An 18,800-nucleotide genomic window follows, 5' to 3' on the forward strand; every position below is an offset into this window, starting at 1 on the left:
GACCACTACTCTTGCCCTCATGACCAAGCGAACCGAACCGGACGCCGAGATCGACATCAAACCGCGTAGTCGCGACGTCACGGACGGCTTGGAGAAGACCGCGGCCCGCGGCATGCTCCGCGCGGTGGGCATGGGCGACGACGACTGGGTGAAACCGCAGATCGGCGTCGGGTCGTCGTGGAACGAGATCACGCCCTGCAACCTGTCGCTCGACCGGCTGGCCAAGGCGGTCAAAGAAGGCGTGCACGAGGGCGGCGGGTACCCGCTCGAGTTCGGCACCATCTCGGTCTCCGACGGCATCTCGATGGGTCACGAGGGCATGCACTTCTCGCTGGTGTCCCGCGAGGTGATCGCCGACAGCGTCGAAACCGTCATGAGCGCCGAGCGGTTGGACGGTTCGGTCCTGCTGGCCGGTTGTGACAAGTCCCTGCCCGGCATGCTGATGGCCGCGGCCCGACTCGACCTCGCGTCGGTGTTCCTCTACGCCGGGTCGACGCTGCCCGGATACGCGACGCTGTCGGACGGCAAAGAGCGTCAGGTGACCATCATCGACGCCTTCGAGGCGGTCGGAGCCTGCTCGCGCGGACTGATGAGCCGGGAGGACGTCGACACCATCGAGCGCGCCATCTGCCCGGGTGAGGGTGCGTGCGGCGGCATGTACACCGCCAACACGATGGCCAGCGCGGCCGAGGCACTCGGGATGTCGATCCCGGGCAGTGCCGCGCCCCCGGCCCCGGACAAGCGTCGCGACCAGTTCGCCCGCCAGAGCGGGGTCGCCGTCGTCGAGATGTTGCGCCGCGGTATCACCGCGCGCGACATCATGACCCGCGAGGCCTTCGAGAACGCGATCGCCGTGGTCATGGCGTTCGGCGGCTCGACCAATGCCGTCCTCCACCTCCTCGCCATCGCCAACGAGGCCGAGGTCGAACTGTCACTCGACGACTTCATCAGCGTCGGCAGCCGGGTTCCGCACCTCGCCGACGTCAAGCCGTTCGGCCGGCACGTGATGACCGACGTCGATCGCATCGGCGGTGTGCCGGTGGTGATGAAGGCACTCCTCGACGCGGGCCTCCTGCATGGCGACTGCCTGACGGTGACCGGATCGACGGTCGCGGAGAACCTGGCGCACATCGCGCCGCCGGACCCGGACGGCCAGGTCCTGCGGGCCACTAAGTCCCCCATCCATCCCACCGGCGGCATCACCATCCTCAAGGGATCGCTCGCACCGGAGGGCGCGGTGGTGAAGTCCGCCGGCTTCGACTCCGACGTCTTCGAGGGAACGGCACGGGTTTTCGACCGCGAACGCGCCGCGATGGACGCACTCGAGGACGGCACGATCACCGCCGGGGACGTCGTCGTCATCCGGTACGAAGGCCCGAAGGGCGGACCGGGCATGCGGGAGATGCTCGCGATCACCGGCGCCATCAAGGGCGCGGGTCTCGGCAAGGACGTGCTGTTGATGACCGACGGCCGATTCTCCGGCGGCACCACCGGTCTGTGCGTGGGTCACATCGCGCCGGAGGCCGTCGACGGCGGACCGATCGCACTGGTCCGCGACGGCGACCGCATTCGGCTCGACGTCGGCCGCGGTCTCCTCGACCTCCTCGTCGACGACGACGAACTCGCTTCGCGTGCACGAGAGTTCACTCCCCTGCCCCCGCGGTACACGCGCGGCGTGCTGGCGAAGTACTCCAAGCTCGTCACCTCGGCGTCGCAAGGGGCGGTCTGCCGCTGAGCGCGGCCTCGATCGTTCTGAGTTCGACGAACCGACCCCGGGAACCCCTCCGGCAGGACTGAGTCCGGTTCGGCGAGTTTGCGCGATGTCCGCGCGGGTACTGCTCGGCGTACCAGATGCTCCAGAAGTGCGGCCTCTGTGGATCCGCCTGCAAACGAGCTCGAGGAGAACCCGTGTAGCTGCACACTCAGCAACTGATCAACGAGATCGCCGTCGACGAACCCGACCCGGCCGCCGCCAACGCCTTGCAGGAGGGGCTGGGCGGGCAGTTCGGCGAGATGCGCACGATGATGCAATACCTGTTCCAGTCCATGAACTTTCGCGGCGATCCGGCATCCAAGCCGTACCGGGATCTGTTGCAGGGTGTCGGGACCGAGGAGATCAGCCACGTCGAACTCATCGGCACCACCATCTCCCGCCTGCTCGACGGATCACCGGAGTACAAGGGCAAGAAGACCGACCCGGTCGACAAACCGGGCGCCAAGGGGGCGACTCCCCTCAACATCGCCTTGGACACCAGCAACATTCACCACTACCTCGTCGGGGCGCAGGGCGCGCTGCCGGTCGATGCCGCCGGGAACCCCTGGTCGGGGTCCTATGTGTACAACAGCGGGAACCTCGTTCTCGACCTGCTCTACAACCTGATGCTCGAGTCCACCGGGCGACTGCAGAAATGTCGGATCTACGAGATGACCGACAACAAGACCGCCCGTTCCACGATCGCCTACCTGATCGTCCGCGATCAGGCGCACGAGAACGCTTTCGCGAAGGCGCTGGAAAGCCTCGGGGTCAACTGGGGCTCGATCCTGCCCATCCCGAAGACCAACGCCGAGCGGTTCCCGGAGGTCAAGAAGCTGGTCGACCAGGGATTGCAGAGCGTCCAGTTCACGTTCAGCGCCGGCAACAAGAGCGACGCGGCGAAGCTGTACCGAGGCGCGTCCCCCAGTGGCGACGGGACCGAACTGAGCACCGAGGTCATGCCCGAGGGATTCCCGATGACCATCGCGCCCGAACGACGCGAAGAGTTCGCACCGGGACTGGACAAGGATCTCCTGGCGCTGATCCAAGCCACCGCCGAGGTCGAGATCGCCACCGCCGACGATCCCGGCAAGAAGTAGCCACGTCCGGCGGGTGGTACACGGCGTCGAGCGCCGCCCGCCGGCATGAGGTGCCGGCGTCAGGTTGCGGTTTGTCCCGGATTGCGGGACAAATCGCAACGGGATCTCCGGTGACCGCCGTCGAATGCGCCTAAAGTCTCTGGCATGGCCAAAGACCGTGGCACCCCGAAACCCACCACTGGGAAATCGTCCGCGCTGTCGAAGGTGTCTCTGCCGCAATGGATTGCGCTCGGACTGACCGTTCTCGCGGTGGTCTTCATCGTGCAGAACCGGACCACGGTGCGCATCGACCTGTTCTGGGTGAGTGTCGAGTCCCCGCTGTGGTTCATCCTGGCCGTGGTTTTTCTCGTCGGCTGGGTCGTCGGCGTACTCGCCGCGCGCGGCCGTTACCAGCAGCGCCGTCCGCACTGAGTTCGACGCCGCTTCGTCGGCGAAACCGGCGCGGTCTCACGACGATCGGCCGGGCGGCAGCTCCTTTCGCGGGGTGAGGTGGCCGAGCAGCCAGTCGTAGATCGCGTCGTTGTTCAGCAGGGTGAAATGGTGTGCGTTGCCGATGTGGAACCCCTCCTGGAACTTCAGCCCGCGACGCTGCCGCGTGTGCTGCCCGCGCCCACTCGGCGCGAGCACCAGGCCGTCACCCAGCAGACGCCCGACCGGGTGGTCGGGGTCGCGGGTGATCGTCGCGGTGACGAAGAGATGGCGAGCGCCCGCCAGCAGCGGCACGTCGGCGCCGGGCGGCTGTGACCACGCGTCCGGGTCGTGACCTGTCCAGTCGTCGTCGGTCAGGCTGCCGTGGAACAGGTCTCGCACCCCGGCGCTGCGACGACGCAGCAACGAGCCGATCGGGCGGGTGACCGGCGTCCGGTTCAGCGCATTCGTGGCCAGGTGGACACCGCGGGCCAGTGGAGCTCCGAGGTGCGGCGTCCCGAGGCACACTGTCTCCGACACCAGGCCCGTCCAGTAGTCGCCGCGCTGATCGGCTGCGTGGCAAGCACTTCGGACGACCAACCCACCCATCGAATGGCCGATGAGGGTCAGTCGTGTCACCGGCGTCGGCCAGAGCAGGACGAGTGCGTCGAGAAGGTCGGCGAGGGCGCGGCCGTTCTCGCTGATGTGGCGACCGGTGTTGTAGCGGACCTGGACCTCGGTGGCGCCGATGTCGTCGGTCAGCCGCTCGCCGTATGTGGGTCGGCGGGCGCCGGGAGCGGAGCGAGCGGGCCCAATTCGCCGGGCGCCGGGAGCGGAGCGAGCGGGCCCAGTTCGCCGGGCGCGGAGCGAGCGGGCCCAGTTCGCCGGGCGCCGGGAGCGGAGCGAGCGGGCCCAGTTCGCTTCGGTCTGAGCGACCACGCGAACTCCGACTCCATCAGGCCGTGCAGGAACACGACGACGTGTCCACCCGCGTCGGGGAAGCCATCGCGGAGCGACTCGGCGTCGAGGGAGACCGGCCAGCCGTCGACGCGGATCGACATGTCGGCCGTGAGGGGCGAGTGCACGGTGTCCAGTTCATCGCCGATGAGACCGTTGAGGATGCCGAGGAGCACCGCGCCTCGAGGGGTGTGCGAGGGCGCGCGGCCCTCCGACCAGGGCACATGGTCCGCAGCCGACCGGCCGGCGTCGAGGGCAGCGGTGATCGAGTTGTACGTCCCCTCGCTGACGGCGTCATGCACCATCCGCGCGGTGTCGACGGAACTCCCCAGGACAGGCCGGAGCATCCGGAAGACGCCCCCGGCGATGACGCGGTGCATCGCTCCGACGCCGCGCGTGGCAGCGCCGGCCTCGTACAGCCCGAGATCGGTGAGCGCCCGCAGCTCGGACTCACGCGTGGTCGTGGCGGTCATGCCCCGAGTGTACAGATGTGCACTCAATTCGGGGCGGAGCTGAAGTCACGACCGCCACCCGTCAGATCAGATTGCGTTTTGTCCCGGTTACCGGGACAAAACGCAACGGGATCTCAGGCGGCCCGGCGTGCGCGGAGCACGACGTCGTGGGTGTGGTGACCGCCTCCCGCGGCCCGTCCACGTGCCCGCGTCTCGTCGGTGACGATTTCCCAACCGTCGCCGAGCAGTCCCGCGAAATCAGCGGGTTGGACGTAGGCGTCCGGGTCGAAGCCATGTGCACGCACACCCTCGGGGGCGTGTGCCACGACGAGCAGGGACCCGCCGGGGCCGACGGCTTCGACCAGCCGGCGGGCCGCGTCGACGTTCTCCTTCGCGATCGGGAAGTAATGCATGGTCACAAGGTCGACGTCGGTCGCCGGCACGTCATCGGCGATCACGTCGGCACGCAACCACGTGATCGACGGCCGCGGATCGATCTCACGGGCCCGATCCACCGCGACCTGCGAGATGTCGAGGGCCGTGACCTGCCATCCGCGGTCGGCGAGCCATCGGGCGTCGGCCCCCTCACCCGACCCGACGTCGAGCGCGGTGCCCGGCTCGATGTCCGACACCTCGGCGACGAGCGCAGGGTTGACGTCGGAGGTCCACAAACGGTCCGCGCTGCGGTACCGCTCGTCCCAGCCTTCGGCGGTTCCCGGATCGTTGCTCCCCCGGGACTCGGTGGCGGCCTGGGGGCGGTGGCTGTTCTCGGTTGTCATGCCTTCGACTCTGGCACGCACCGTCGTGAGCGGCAAGGACGGTTGCCGATCCGGCAAGAAGTGATGGTGGAGGGAGACCCCGGGTCAGTGCACCACGCCCGCGATCCGCCGGATGGCCTCGGTGAGCACGTCGGCGGAGCAAGCGACGTTGAGTCGAACGAAACCGGCACCCGGATTCCCGAAGGCGTGTCCGTAATGCAGGGCGACGCGGGCTTTGTCGAGAATGACGAGCCCGGGGTCGTCGCCCAGCCCGGTCTCGCGGAAGTCGAGCCAGGCGAGATACGACGCCTCCGGCCGCGTGTACCGAACCGTCGGAAGATGCTGCGCGAGCAGCTGTTCGAGGAGATCGAAGCTCTCCCCGATGACCTCGAGGGTGGCGTCGAGCCACTCGTCACCGTGCGCCAATGCCGCTTCGGCCGCAGCGCGGCCCAGAATGCTCGTGCGATAGCGCACCTCGTCGGGTTGCCGCGCGATCAGAGCCCGGCCCCGATCCGACGCGACAACCGTGAGCGCGCACTTGGCACCGGCGAGATTGAAGGCCTTGCTCGCCGAATGTGCGGCCACGCCGACGTCACGCGCCGTGTCGCTCACCGCGAGGAACGGGACGAACTCCACGCCGGGGTGGACCAGCGGCGCATGGATCTCGTCACTGACAACGGTCGCGCCGTGTGCCGCGGCCAAGTCGGCCAGTCGCGCGAGGTCGGTGGCGTCGTGGACGAGACCGAGCGGATTGTGCGGGTGGCACAGTAGAACCGCGCGGGCCCCGGCGGCGAGGGCGCGTTCGATGCCCGCCAGATCCATCCGCCAGGTCGTCGACGACGACCCGCGTTCCTCGAGAAGGGGCACCTCGACGACGCGGCCACCGGCCTCCGGGATGAGTTCGAAGAACGGCGGATAGACCGGGGGCATCAGCACGACACCGTCGCCGGGACTGATCGCGACGCGCAGACTCTCGACGATGACGACGCTCACGTCGGTCGTCGAGCTGACGTCCGCCGGATCCACCCGCCACCCCCACCGACGGTCGGCGAACCCGGCGAAGGCCTCCCCTGCCGAGCCCGAGGTCGCCGCGTAACCGATGTCGGACGCACGTACCCGGTCGATGATGGCGTCGGCGACCACCGGTGCGAGCGGATAGTCCATCTCCGCGATGAACAGCGGTAGTACGTCGTCGGGGTGCGTGCTCCACTTCGCGCTCGTACGACGGCGTAGTTCGTCGAGCGGCGGCGCGACCGGTCTGATGCTCACCGCTACTTCGTACCGCCGATGTCGACGCGGCACCAAGAGTGCGGCCACCACGTCCGTCGACGATTCCGCCGTCAGCGGGCAGACTGGTCGGCATGGCCTTCCCCATTCGCATCGGTGTCCAGATCCAGCCCCAGCACGCACCCGAGTACTCGCTGATCCGGGACGCGGTCCGCCGCGCCGAGGACACGGGCGTCGACATCGCGTTCAACTGGGATCACTTCTATCCGCTCTACGGCGCCCCCGAGGGCGAGCACTTCGAATGCTGGACGATGCTCGGCGCCTGGGCCGAGCAGACCTCCCGGGTGGAGATCGGCGCGCTCGTGACCTGCAACTCGTACCGGAATCCGGAGTTGCTCGCCGACATGGCCCGCACCGTCGACCACATCAGCAACGGCCGTCTGATCCTGGGCGTCGGAGCCGGCTGGTTCCAGAAGGACTACGACGAGTACGGCTACGACTTCGGCACCGTCGGTTCCCGGTTGAACGATTTCGGTGCCGCCCTCCCGCGGATCAAGTCGCGGCTGGCCAAGCTGAATCCGGCTCCCACACGCGAGATCCCGATCCTCATCGGCGGCAGCGGCGAGAAGAAGACGCTGCGCTACATCGCCGAGCACGGCGACGTCTGGCACGGCTTCAACGACGTCGAGCAGTACCGGCACAAGTCCAAGGTGCTGGCCGAGCACTGCGCCGCCGTGGGTCGAGACCCCGAGACCATCGAGCGGTCGTCGGGCGTGCAGTTCGACGGGGACACCGACGCGCTGCTGCGCGATGCCGATGCACTCGCCGACGAGGGCGTCACGCTGCTGACCGTCGGCGTCACCGGCCCCGACTACGACCTCACCGCACTCGAGGCGCTGTGCCGGTGGCGCGACTCGCGGAACTGACCGCGTAGCACCCGGGCGCACCCGCGCCCGGGTGCCGACACTCCCCCGAAGGCGTCGACGACACCGCACGCCCGCACGGCTAGGTTTGTGATCATGCATCGAGTGCCGGCACTTCGGGAACTGCTGACACGCGCGGCTTCGGCGGTCGCGCTGACGGGGCTGCTGGGCGTCCTCATGGCCCTGGCGTCCCCCGGCGCGGCGTCGGCGGAGCCGCCCACCCGGCTGCCGAACTACGTCGTCGACTCCGCGGATGCGATCTCCCCGGCGCAGCGCGCCGAACTCGAGACGGCGATCGACTCGCTCTACAACGCCCACGCGGTCCAGATGTGGATCGTGTACGTCCGCGATTTCGACGGTCTGACCAGCGAGGAATGGGCGGATCGGACCGCCGCCGCCAGCGAGCTGGGTGACCATGACGCCCTGCTCGCCGTCGCCACCGAGGACCGGGCGTATCGGTTATTCGCACCCGACAGCGTGGGCGGCCTCGATCAATCGACACTCGAAGAAGTCGCGAACGACGACGTCGTCCCGCAATTGCGCGACGAGAACTGGGCAGGTGCGGGCCTGGCGGCGGTCAACGGACTGTCCGGCGCACTCGATCCGAACCACACCGGCCTGATCGCAGCCGGCGTCGTCGGCGGCGTGGCCATCCTCGGCGGCGGCGGCGCGTACCTCTACTCCCGACGCCGCAAGCAGCGTCGTATCGACGACAGCGTCGAGACCCTGCGAGAGCAGGAACTGACTGTCGACCAGTTGGCCGCGCAACCCGTCGAGGTGCTCGACCCGTGGTCGCGTGAGGTGCTCACGGATCTCGACAACGCCATCCGCACCAGCAAGGAAGAGCTGCAGCTGGCGGTCGGCGAGTTCGGTGAGGCCGAGACGGCTCCGTTCACCGACACCGTGCGGCACGCCGAACAGGCGCTCGGACGGGCGTTCGGGCTGCGCCAGCGTCTCGATGACAACGTTCCCGAGACCGACGACGAACGACGCTCGATGCTCGTCCAGATCATCACCACCTGCACCGAGATCGACAGCACGCTGGACGACCACGTCGAGAACTTCGACGCGATGCGCAACCTCCTCATCAATGCGGACTCGCGATTCGACGCCATCACCCAGCAACTCATCGGTCTGCGCGCCCGTCTGGAGACGGCGACGCAGCAGCTGACCGAGCTCATCGGCAAGCACGGCGAGGCCACGTTGACCTCCATCCTCGACAACGTCGATCTCGCCCGAGCCCAGATCGACTTCGCCGAGGCGACCGCGGATCAGGGGCGCGCCGCCATCGCCGCACCGGTGGGTCAGCAGGGACCGGCCGTCGCTGCGATCAGGTCGGCCGAGGGATCGATCGAGCAGGCGACCACGCTGCTCGACGCCATCGATCACGCAGATGCGAACATCGCCGTCGCCCGCTCGCGAATGCCGGCGCTCATCGCCGAGGTGGACGACGAACTGGCCGAGGCCAACGCCCTGGCACAGACCGGCGGGACCTCGCTGGTGACTGCGATCCAGGTCGCGAGCGCCGCGGTCGCCAATGCCCGCAGCAACTTCGACGCCGATCCGCTGGGTACCTTCACGGCGCTCGTCGACGCCGATGCCGATCTCGACGACGCACTCGCCGCGGCCCGGGACGCCGCGGCCGAGCGCATCCGACGTGCACAGGTCCTCACCGCGGCACTCGAATCGGCCGAGGCCAAGGTGACGGCGGCGGCCGACTTCATCGGCACCCGCCGCGGGGCCGTGCAGTCCACGGCACGTACCCGACTGGCGGAGGCGCAGCGGCTTCTGCAGTCCGCGACGGACGCCGCTGCCACCGATGCACCGGTGGCGACCGCGACCGCACGTCGCGCCGGTTCCCTGGCCGACCAGGCGCTCATGGCCGCTCAGACCGACGTCGTCGACTGGCAGTCGCAACAGCGACATCCGGGAGGCTCGTCCACCGCCGGTGCGGTCCTCGGCGGAATCCTCGTCGACAGCTTTCTACGCGGCACCGTCGCGGGACGCGGGGGTGGCTTCGGTGGCGGCGGCTTCGGCGGCGGCTTCGGGAGCGGCGGACGCAGCCCCGGTTCCTTCGGCGGTTCCGGATCGTCGGGCCGGATCGGAACCGGCGGGCGGTTCTAGGCCCCGGCGCCGGGAGCGCAGCGAGGGGCCGAATCAGCACGGCGCCGGGAGCGGGCCGGATCGACATGGCCGCGTGATGTTCCACGTGGAACCAACAGGGGTGTTGGGTTGCCGTTAACGCTCGGGTAGCCATCGGTTCGTTTCATCCTCCTAACGTGCTCCTCGTCGTGCGCCGGCCCCGTGGCGCGACCATGTTTTCAGAGGAGCCCGTGTGCGTATTCCGTTGCAGCTGTTCATGTCCACCGGTGAGGATGCCGGACGTTCGTCCCGCGCCTACGTGACCTGCCGCTACAAGTGCGGCGACGCGTGCCGCCACGATCCCGGGAACACCAGCGACAACAACTACTTCCGGGATGTCGTCCGCACCGCGGTCTCGCGTCGAAGCGTTCTCAAGACCTCGGCCGGTGCAGCGGTGGCCGTCGGTGCGACCTCGCTCCTCGCGGCGTGCGGTGATTCCGGGTCGTCGGAGTCGGCCTCGTCGAGCGGTGCGGCGTCCGGAGATGCGATGCCGGGCATGAACTTCGCCGCCGTCGCGCCGAACACCGAGGATGCCGTGGTGATCCCGGACGGGTACCGCCAGGAGGTGGTGATCAGGTGGGGCGACCCGATCCTGCCCGGCGCTCCCGAGTTCGACTTCGCCAATCAGACGCCCGAGGCGCAGGCCGGGCAGTTCGGCTTCAACAACGACTTCGCCGGCCTGATCCCGGTCGACGGCGTTGCCGATCACCACTACCTGGTCGCCAACCTGGAGTACCCGACCGAGCCCTTCATGTTCGCCGGCTACAAGGAAGGCGAACCCACCGAGCAGCAGGCCCGCATCGCCATGGCGTCGGTCGGCATCGCAGTCGTCGAGGTCACCGCGCAACCCGGCAGCGGAGCTCTCAAAACCGTTGTGGGCCCTCGGAACCGACGTCTGACTGCCTCGAGCCCGTTCCGCCTCACCGGCCCGGCCGCGGGCAGCGACTTCGTCAAGACGGCCGCGGACCCGGCGGGCACCACTGTCCTGGGCACCTTCGCCAACTGTTCCGGAGGTCTCACCCCGTGGGGCACGATGCTCTCCGGCGAAGAGAACTTCAACAACTACTTCGCGAACCCGAGCGCCATCACCGATCCCAAGGCCAAGGAGCGGCTCGAGCGCTACTCCTTCGAGGACGACGGCGACGAGCACTACTGGGGACGGTTCGACAAGCGCTTCGACCTGGCGGTCGAGCCGAACGAGGGGAATCGCTTCGGTTACATCGTCGAAGTGGATCCGCACGACCCGGATTCTGTTCCGGTGAAGCACAGTTCGATGGGCCGGTTCAAGCACGAATCGGCGAACATCTACGTGGTCGGGAGCGGGCCGGACAAGGACACCGTCGTCGCCTACAGCGGTGACGACGAGAGGTTCGAGTACATCTACAAGTTCGTCTCCAGCCGCAAGATGAAGTCCGGCCTGTCGAAGACGGCCCGCGACCACAACATGGGCATCCTCGACGAAGGCACGCTCTACGTCGCCACCTTCACCGGGGACTCCCCCGACCCGGTGGACGGTACCGGAACCCCGCCCGCCTCAGGGAAATTCGCCGGCAAGGGGTCCTGGAAGCCGCTGCTGACGGTCAATGCCGACGGTTCGGCACGCTCGTACATCCGCGGCATGTCCCCCGCCGAGGTCGCGGTGTTCACCCGGCAGGCCGCCGACACCGTCGGCGCGACCAAGATGGACCGGCCCGAGGACATCGAACCGAATCCGAAGTCCGGCAAGGTCTACTGCGCGCTGACGAACAACGACGATCGCGGCACCGATGGTGAAGCGCCTGCCGATGCGGTGAACCCCCGCAACGAGAACAAGAACGGTCAGGTCCTGGAGATGACCGACGACCACACCGGCACCGAGTTCACCTGGGAACTCCTGCTGGTGTGCGGCGACCCGGCTGCTGCCGACACCTACTACGGCGGGTTCGACAAGACCAAGGTCAGTCCGATCTCCTGCCCCGACAACGTCGCGTTCGATCCCCATGGCAATCTGTGGATCTCCACGGACGGCAACGCACTCGACAGCAACGACGGGTTGTTCGCGGTCGCCCTGGACGGCGATCGACGCGGGGAGACCAAGCAGTTCCTGACCGTGCCCAAGGGTGGCGAGACCTGCGGCCCGATCATCGACACCAATCGTGTCCTGATCGCGGTTCAGCACCCCGGTGAACTCGACGACCACTCCGCGGACAACCCGGCGTCGCACTGGCCCGACGGCGGACAGTCGCAGCCCCGGCCCTCCGTCGTCGCCGTGTGGCGGGACAACGGAGGCGAGATCGGCGTCTGACCACACCCCTTCATCCGAGCACCCTCGAGTCCCGGCCCAGCGGCCCGGCTCGGGGGTGTTCTGCATCTGCCACCAGGACTGTCCCGCGGTACCGAGCCGTTGACCTGGATCTTTCGTGGCCCGCACCCCGATCGTGACAGTCGTCAAGGTTTTTCTTGACGACTGTCAAGACCCGGGCTTAGTGTGGCGTGCAGCACATGTTGTCTCGACTGTGTCTTACTTCTCCGCCTCGGCCGAGGCGGTCTCACGGAGGTGGAACGATGACGAGTTATGACCTGACCGGGCGGACGGCACTGGTCACGGGTGGCGCGCAGGGCCTCGGTGCCGGGATGGCCGAGGCGCTCGCCGCAGCCGGTGCGTCCGTCGCGATCGGCGACGTGAACTCCGACGGCGGTCGGCAGACGGTCGAAACGCTTCGGGCACAAGGCGCGAAGGCCGAGTTCGTCGCGCTCGACGTGACCGACGACGCGGCCTGGGAGTCGGCCGTGGCGTCGACCGTCGAGTCGCTGGGCGGGCTCGACATCGTCGTGAACAACGCCGGCATCGAGGTGACGAACCTCCTGGTCGATCTCGACGCCGGCGAGGCGTCGAAGATGCTGGACGTCAACGTGCTCGGTACTGCCCTCGGCATCAAGCACGCGTTCCGCGCGATGCGTCCCGGCGGCATCGCAGGCAGGGGCGGAGCCGTCGTGAACATCGCATCCGTCGCTGCGACAATCGCTTTCCCCGGCATCAGCGTCTACTCCGCGACGAAGTCGGGTATCGACCGCCTCACCCGGGTGGCGGCCGCCGAATCCGGCAAGCTCGGCTACGGAGTGCGCGTCAACTCGATCTATCCCGCACTCACCCCGACCGCGATGGGCAACAAACTCGCCGTCGAGACCGCGGCCCTGGGGCTGTTCGAATCCCCGGAGGCGGCTGCCCAGGCGGTCGCGGAGCTGACACCCCTGGGCCGACTCGGACAGGTCGACGACATGGCCGACGCCGTGGTCTTCCTCGTCTCCGACGCCGCGAAGTTCATCACCGGCGCGGGCCTCCCGGTCGACGGCGGCATGGGGATGTGATTCCGCCGACGTCCACCGCCGCAACGCTTTTCCCGAACACCCGCATCGAACACCCGAACCAGACACGAGGAGTCCCACCATGCCCACTGACAAACGCGTCGTCGTCTACGGAGCGTCCGGATACACCGGCCGACTGATCTGTGAGTATCTGCGCGAGTACAACATTCCGTTCCTGGCCGCGGGCCGCGACCACGCCCGGCTGAAGAGCGCCGTCGAGGCGGCGCCGGGCATCGACACGGTCGCGTACGACATCGTCGAGGTCGAGCACACGGTCGAGGCGCTGACCGAGGCCTTCCGCGGTGCCGACGTCGTACTGAACACGGTCGGCCCGTTCGCCCGCTACGGTCACGAGGTCGTCCAGGCCTGCCTCGAGATCGGGGCCCACTACACCGACACCAACGGTGAGCAGAACTGGATGATCGATGCCGAGGCGCAGTACGGAGCCGAATTCGCCTCTCGCGAACTGGTGTTGACGCCCGGCCTGGCGCAGATGTACTCGATCGGCGAGATCGCCGCGAACATCTGCCTGGAGAACCCCGGACTGGACACCCTCGACATCCAGGTGTTCTGGAAGGGCCACCCGACCGTCGCGTCGACCAACACGATCCTCACCAATGCCGCATTCGCGAAGGCGTACTACCTCGAGGAGAACGAGTACGTCGAATGGCCGGCGGACGCGGGTCTGTACACGGTCAGCGTGCCCGGTCAGCACGACCTCGGTCTCGCTCTGCCCTGGGGCGGTACATCACACCCGGTGTGGTTCAAGAACGACCCGCGCGTGGCCACCGCCAGGGCACTCGGCGGCGTCTTCAACCGGCCACTGATGCAGGGCGTACCGGTTCTGGTGGCCGCCGCGCTCGAACAGATGGAGGGCAAGTCCGAGGAGGAGAAGTACCGGATCATCGACGAGCAGTCGGCCGCCATCCGCAGCGAGATGCCCCCGCGTGAGAACCCGCGCCTGAACACCTCGCTGGACTCGGTCTACGCCTCCGGTCCGCTCGGCCGCGCGCACTGCGTGATCCACGGCAACTCCAACTACAAGCAGACCGCCCTGCTCAACGCGCACGCCGCGAACGAACTCCTCCAGGCCCGCCCCCGCCGTGTCGGCTTCGTCTCGAGCTGCCAGGCGTTCGGCCATCGCGAATTGCTCGGCACACTTCGCGCTTTCGGTCTGGTCCTGGACCCGATCGTCACCGTGCACCGCTGAGGACGACATGCGACTCTCGGAGTACCTCGACAAGGGCGCCTCGCTGGGGCGCGACGCGCCGTGCCTCACCGCCGGCGGGGTCACCTCGACCTACGGCGAGGTCCAGGATCGGTCCACTGCCATCGCGGGTGCGTTGCAGCACAACGGGATCGAGGCCGGTGACCGGGTCGCCGTCCTCTCGGCCAACGATTCGCTGGCCCTGACGTGCGTCTTCGGCATCTCGCGTGCGGGTGCCGTGTGGTGCCCGGTCAATCCGCGCAACGAGGCCGAGGAGAACCGACAGCTGTTCGATCTCTTCGGGTGCCGGCTGCTGTTCTTCCAGGCGAAGTTCGCCGGCCTGATCGAGAAGATCAAAGATCAGCTCCCGCAATTGGACCGGTTGATCTGTCTGGACGGCGACGTCGACTGGGCGACGCCGTTCGACGGCTGGCTCGACGAACATCGGGCCGAACCGGACGAACGCCGACGACCAGATGGCGGTCTGTGCATGCTCGCCGGTACCGGCGGGACGACCGGCCGACCGAAGGGGGTGCGGCTCACCGAGGACAACATGATGACCTCGACGGCACTGGCGTTGATGAGCTACCCGTTCGGTGAGCGCCCCCGGTATCTGGCGCTCGCCCCGCTGACCCACTCGGCGGGGGTGCTGACTTTCCCCATCCTCAGCCTCGGCGGTGAGGTCGTGATCATGGCGGCACCGGACATCGGGGAGTTCCTGGCGCTGATCGAGCGGCATCGCATCACGCACGCCTTCCTCCCGCCGACGGTGATCTACGGGGTGCTCGACCATCCCGACCTCGACCGTCGGGATCTGAGCTCGCTGCGATGTCTGTGGTACGGCGCGGCACCGATGTCGCCCACGCGGCTGGAAGAAGCACTGACGCGTATCGGACCGGTGCTCGGCCAGTTGTTCGGGCAGACGGAGGCGCCGAACATGATCGCCACCCTCGCGCCCGCCGAGCACTTCCATGACGATGGGTCGATGGCCACCGAGCGGTTCGGATCGGCCGGTCGGCCGACACCGCTGACCACGGTCGCGATCATGGCCGAGGACGGGTCGCTGCTGAGTCGTGGCGAGCGCGGGGAGATCGTCGTCCGGGGACCGCTCGTGATGGACGGTTATCACGAGAACCCCACGGCCACGGCCGAAGTGAGCGCGTACGGCTGGCATCACACCGGCGACATCGGCTACCTCGACGACGACGGCTACCTCTTCGTCGTCGACCGCGCCAAGGACATGATCATCACCGGCGGGTTCAACGTGTACTCGGCCGAGGTGGAACAGGCGTTGCTGGCCCATCCGGCGGTGAAGGACTCGGCCGTCATCGGGCTGCCCGATCCCAAATGGGGCGAACGCGTGACGGCCGCCGTCGAACTGCGTGCGGGGCACGACGTCGACACCGAGGAGCTCATCGCCTTCGTCAAGGAACGGATCGGCAGCGTCAAGGCGCCGAAGGAGATCGAGATCTGGACCGAACTGCCGCGGTCCAAGGTCGGCAAGATCCTGAAGACCGAGGTCCGGGGGGCATTCAGCTGACCGGATCGAGGCCTCACCCGGTGCCCGCCCGGCCGGCGCCGACAAGCGTCGAACTCGGCCGGGTGGGTACACTCGGGTCTCGAACTCCATCACTCCCCGAGCAAGGGAATCCCCCGGCAAGGACCGCGAGATGACACAGGTCGTCGACCGACAGGCCCGCATCGAGGCCCGCGCACGAGACAAGTTCCAGGCCAAGCGCGACGAGCTGGCCATGGCGACTCTGACGACGCTGGCCGAACTGGGGTACGCGCGGACGAGCCTGCGCGAGATCGCGCAGAACTCCGAGTACTCGCACGGGGTGTTGCACTACTACTTCACCGACAAGCTCGACCTCATCGCCCACGCGGTCCGGCAGTACGAGGCCGTCTGCGTCACCCGCTACGACGAGGTGGTGGCCCAGGCGGTGACCGCGGACCAGTTGCGCGACGAGTTCGCCGACACCTTCTTCGCAGGCATGCACTCCGAGGCAGCCATTCATCGGCTCTGGTACGACCTGCGCAACCAGAGCATGTTCGACGACTCCTTCCGCGCGGACGTCATCGAGATCGAGCGCCGGCGCGAAGAGATGATCTGGCGTGTGGTGGAGAGATTCTGCGAGTTGTCGGGGACGCAGCCCGCGGTGACACCGGCGGTCGCCTACATCGCGCTCGACGGCATCTTCCAGCGCGGACTGCTCAGCGAGATCGACGGCCGGCCCGACGGCGTCGCGACTGCGCGCCAGGACCTGATCGCCTTCTTCGGAGTCGTGGGGCACCACTGACCGTCTGACGAGTCGAGCCGCACGTTCGTGCGCAGCATCACAGCCCCCTGCCCTAATACTTCGAACCCCTAAGTATTAGACTCTCTAAACGTGTCCGCTTCCGACCCCGCCCAACTCGCCCAGACCTTGCGGCCGACGATCACCAGGCTCTACCTGGCCCTCCGTCGTCGCGCACCGTCGGTCGAGCTGACCGCGGCGCAGACGTCCGCTCTGAGCGTCCTCGCCGATCACGGGCCGATGCGGATGGGTGAATTCGCCACCCGCGAATCCATCCGCATGCCGACAGCGACGTCGGTGATCGACGGACTCACCAAGCACCACCTGGTCGAACGCAGACCTGATCCAGACGACCGCCGAGCCGTGCTCGTCGACCTCACCGACCACGGGCGCACCCTCGTGCGACAGATCCGCGAGGAGCGGGACGTCATCCTGACCGGTGCGCTCGCCGCGCTCGACGATCAGCAGCGCGAAGCCATCGCCGCGGCCGGACCGGCCCTGCAGGCCCTGCGCGACCAGCTCGACAATCACCCGGTATCGCACCCCGCCCGCCCGGCGAGTGCGTGAGCGGCCCGGTCGCGGTTCGACACCGCCGGCCGTCCGCCTGATCTGGCAAAGGAATTCATGACCGTCACCGAACACACCCCGGGCGACACCGCCGCGGTGGCGCGCGACACCACCGCAACCGAACCGTCGATGCTCGCCTCTCTGCGCGCCCAACCGCGCGCGGTGTGGATCACCGCCTTCGCCGCCGTCATCGCCTTCATGGGCATCGGCCTCGTCGATCCGATCCTGCACAGCATCGCCGAAGCGCTGAACGCCCCACCGGAGAAGCTCACGCTCCTGTTCGGTGTCTACGTCGGCGTCCAGTGCGTCGCGATGCTGCTGACCGGTTGGGCCGCATACCGTTTCGGGCCGCGACGCACACTCACCGTCGGGCTGGGACTCATCGTCGTCGCAGCCGGCGTCTCGGCCTTCGCCGACAACATCGACCAGCTCATCGCCTACCGGGTGATCTGGGGTCTCGGCAACGCACTGTTCCTCGCCACCGCACTGGCTTTCATCGTCCAATCGGCGGTGGGCAACCGCAACAGCGCCATCATGATGTACGAGGCCGCCCTGGGCATCGGGCTGGCCGTCGGACCGCTCCTGGGTGCGACGCTCGGTGAATGGACTTGGCGCGCACCGTTTGCCGGTACCGCCCTGCTGATGCTGGCCGGAGCCATCCTGTGCGCGTTCATGCTTCCCGCCGACGGCCCCCGGTCCGAACGAGTGCGGGTCCGGATCGTCGACCCGATCAAGGTCCTGCGCAACCGCACCCTGTTCGTCACGTCCGTCGGTTCCGCCTTCTACACGGGCGCCCTCTTCACCGTGATCGCCTGGGCGCCGATCGCGATGGGCCTGCGACCCATCTACGCCGGACTCGTCTTCTTCGGCTGGGGTCTGCTCACGGCGGTCGCCGGAGTCTTCGTCGCGCCGCTGCTCGCTCGGGTCGTCGGTGAGAAGGCCGGTGTCATGGTTGCCATCTCGACATACGGACTTGTCATGGTGCTGGCCGGGATCGGCACGTTCACCGGACAGATCTGGCTGATCGGCCTGGCCGTCATCCTCTCCGGCTTCCCCTCGGGCGTGCTCAACACCCTCTTCACCGACGTCGCGATGTCGGCCGTCGGCGGCGACACCCCGCGCTCGGTCTCGAGTGCCGGGTTCAGCTTCCTCCGCTGGATGGGCGCCGCGATCGCGGCCGTGCTCGTCGCGTACCTCGCGAAGTGGACCGGTTCGGAGGCGACACCGTGGTGGTTCGCCACCGGATACTGCGTCGTCGCCCTCGGCGCGGTGTCGCTGGCCAAGGTCGCCCACGACCACAAGGTCGCCGACGATGCCGCTCTCATCGGCGCCGAGGAGTTCTGAGGTTCGCGCACACGCGGCTTCACGCTCCCTGAGCACAGGCGCAAGGAGCACGGCCCCCTCCCGCTCCCCGAGGTGCGACGAGCGCGACGCCTCCGCTCCCTGAGGAGCGGCCGGACGGCCGTCGTGGACCACCGAGCGAACACTCCTGGGCGCCCGAATTCTATGCTCCCTGAGGTGCGAGCGAAGCGAGCCACGAAGGGCCACGCAACGTGTCTCACCAGGCCCTTCGTGGCTCGTCGCTATCGCTCCTCGCACCTCAGTATCTGCGGCCTGGCGGCCGTCGTGGGGGTCGAAGAGTTCGTGCTGGTCACCGGCGCGTG

At 68.0% G+C, this 18,800-nt stretch carries 15 protein-coding genes and 1 pseudogene; 12 read left to right on the forward strand and 4 right to left on the reverse strand.

Annotated features, from left to right (window positions below):
• Nucleotides 1–19 precede the first annotated feature (19 nt).
• From ilvD to KB201_RS22995, 3 genes are all read left to right on the forward strand, one after another.
• Nucleotides 20–1,735 carry a dihydroxy-acid dehydratase gene (gene ilvD, locus KB201_RS22985; protein ID WP_068972114.1) on the forward strand — a complete coding sequence of 572 codons (1,716 nt, stop codon included), beginning with the start codon at nt 20–22 and terminating at the stop codon, nt 1,733–1,735.
• 179 nt (nt 1,736–1,914) lie between these two features.
• Nucleotides 1,915–2,853, forward strand: a complete 939-nt coding sequence (locus tag KB201_RS22990; RefSeq protein ID WP_341276043.1) for a manganese catalase family protein — start codon at nt 1,915–1,917, stop codon at nt 2,851–2,853.
• Nucleotides 2,854–2,997: 144 nt separating this feature from the next.
• Nucleotides 2,998–3,264, forward strand: a complete 267-nt coding sequence (locus KB201_RS22995) for a lipopolysaccharide assembly protein LapA domain-containing protein (RefSeq protein ID WP_165629360.1) — start codon at nt 2,998–3,000, stop codon at nt 3,262–3,264.
• Between the two features lie 36 nt (nt 3,265–3,300).
• Here the strand turns inward: KB201_RS22995 and KB201_RS23000 are convergent.
• From KB201_RS23000 to KB201_RS23015, 4 genes and pseudogenes are all read right to left on the reverse strand, one after another.
• A pseudogene (locus KB201_RS23000) lies at nt 3,301–4,044 on the reverse strand (alpha/beta hydrolase); the annotation flags it as partial.
• On the reverse strand, nt 4,020–4,691 hold the full coding sequence (locus tag KB201_RS23005) for a hypothetical protein (RefSeq protein WP_249146375.1): 672 nt from the start codon (nt 4,689–4,691) through the stop codon (nt 4,020–4,022). The gene KB201_RS23005 and the pseudogene KB201_RS23000, both read right to left, overlap by 25 nt.
• 113 nt (nt 4,692–4,804) lie before the next feature.
• The gene (locus KB201_RS23010) at nt 4,805–5,449 is read right to left on the reverse strand and encodes a bifunctional 2-polyprenyl-6-hydroxyphenol methylase/3-demethylubiquinol 3-O-methyltransferase UbiG (RefSeq protein ID WP_165629359.1); all 645 of its coding nucleotides are present in this window, start codon (nt 5,447–5,449) and stop codon (nt 4,805–4,807) included.
• A gap of 84 nt (nt 5,450–5,533) precedes the next feature.
• A complete protein-coding gene (locus KB201_RS23015) occupies nt 5,534–6,697 on the reverse strand; it encodes a MalY/PatB family protein (protein ID WP_165629358.1) in 1,164 nt (387 codons plus the stop codon).
• A gap of 92 nt (nt 6,698–6,789) precedes the next feature.
• On the opposite strand from KB201_RS23015, the gene KB201_RS23020 reads away from it, so the two are divergent.
• The 9 genes from KB201_RS23020 (at nt 6,790) to KB201_RS23060 (ending at nt 18,480) form a co-directional block, all read left to right on the forward strand.
• A complete protein-coding gene (locus tag KB201_RS23020; protein WP_165629357.1) occupies nt 6,790–7,581 on the forward strand; it encodes an LLM class F420-dependent oxidoreductase in 792 nt (263 codons plus the stop codon).
• A gap of 93 nt (nt 7,582–7,674) precedes the next feature.
• A complete protein-coding gene (locus KB201_RS23025) occupies nt 7,675–9,702 on the forward strand; it encodes a TPM domain-containing protein (protein ID WP_211540627.1) in 2,028 nt (675 codons plus the stop codon).
• Between the two features lie 211 nt (nt 9,703–9,913).
• Nucleotides 9,914–12,004 (forward strand): PhoX family phosphatase, encoded by a 2,091-nt coding sequence (locus KB201_RS23030; RefSeq protein WP_211540628.1) that lies wholly within the window; start codon nt 9,914–9,916, stop codon nt 12,002–12,004.
• 260 nt (nt 12,005–12,264) lie between these two features.
• Entirely contained in the window at nt 12,265–13,068 is an 804-nt protein-coding gene (locus KB201_RS23035; protein ID WP_205333794.1) for an SDR family NAD(P)-dependent oxidoreductase, read from the forward strand.
• A gap of 79 nt (nt 13,069–13,147) precedes the next feature.
• On the forward strand, nt 13,148–14,275 hold the full coding sequence (locus tag KB201_RS23040; protein ID WP_211540630.1) for a DUF5938 domain-containing protein: 1,128 nt from the start codon (nt 13,148–13,150) through the stop codon (nt 14,273–14,275).
• A 7-nt stretch (nt 14,276–14,282) separates the two neighbouring features.
• Nucleotides 14,283–15,812, forward strand: coding sequence for a long-chain fatty acid--CoA ligase (locus KB201_RS23045; RefSeq protein ID WP_211540631.1), 1,530 nt, complete (start codon nt 14,283–14,285; stop codon nt 15,810–15,812).
• A 130-nt stretch (nt 15,813–15,942) separates the two neighbouring features.
• Complete coding sequence (locus KB201_RS23050; protein ID WP_159371714.1) at nt 15,943–16,572, forward strand: TetR/AcrR family transcriptional regulator; 630 nt, start codon at nt 15,943–15,945, stop codon at nt 16,570–16,572.
• 90 nt (nt 16,573–16,662) lie between these two features.
• Nucleotides 16,663–17,136 carry a MarR family winged helix-turn-helix transcriptional regulator gene (locus KB201_RS23055; RefSeq protein ID WP_211540633.1) on the forward strand — a complete coding sequence of 158 codons (474 nt, stop codon included), beginning with the start codon at nt 16,663–16,665 and terminating at the stop codon, nt 17,134–17,136.
• Nucleotides 17,137–17,193: 57 nt separating this feature from the next.
• Nucleotides 17,194–18,480 carry an MFS transporter gene (locus KB201_RS23060; protein WP_068972103.1) on the forward strand — a complete coding sequence of 429 codons (1,287 nt, stop codon included), beginning with the start codon at nt 17,194–17,196 and terminating at the stop codon, nt 18,478–18,480.
• Nucleotides 18,481–18,800 lie beyond the last annotated feature (320 nt).

Source organism: Gordonia sp. SCSIO 19800, from assembly GCF_018132775.1.
GTDB lineage: Bacteria > Actinomycetota > Actinomycetes > Mycobacteriales > Mycobacteriaceae > Gordonia > Gordonia hongkongensis.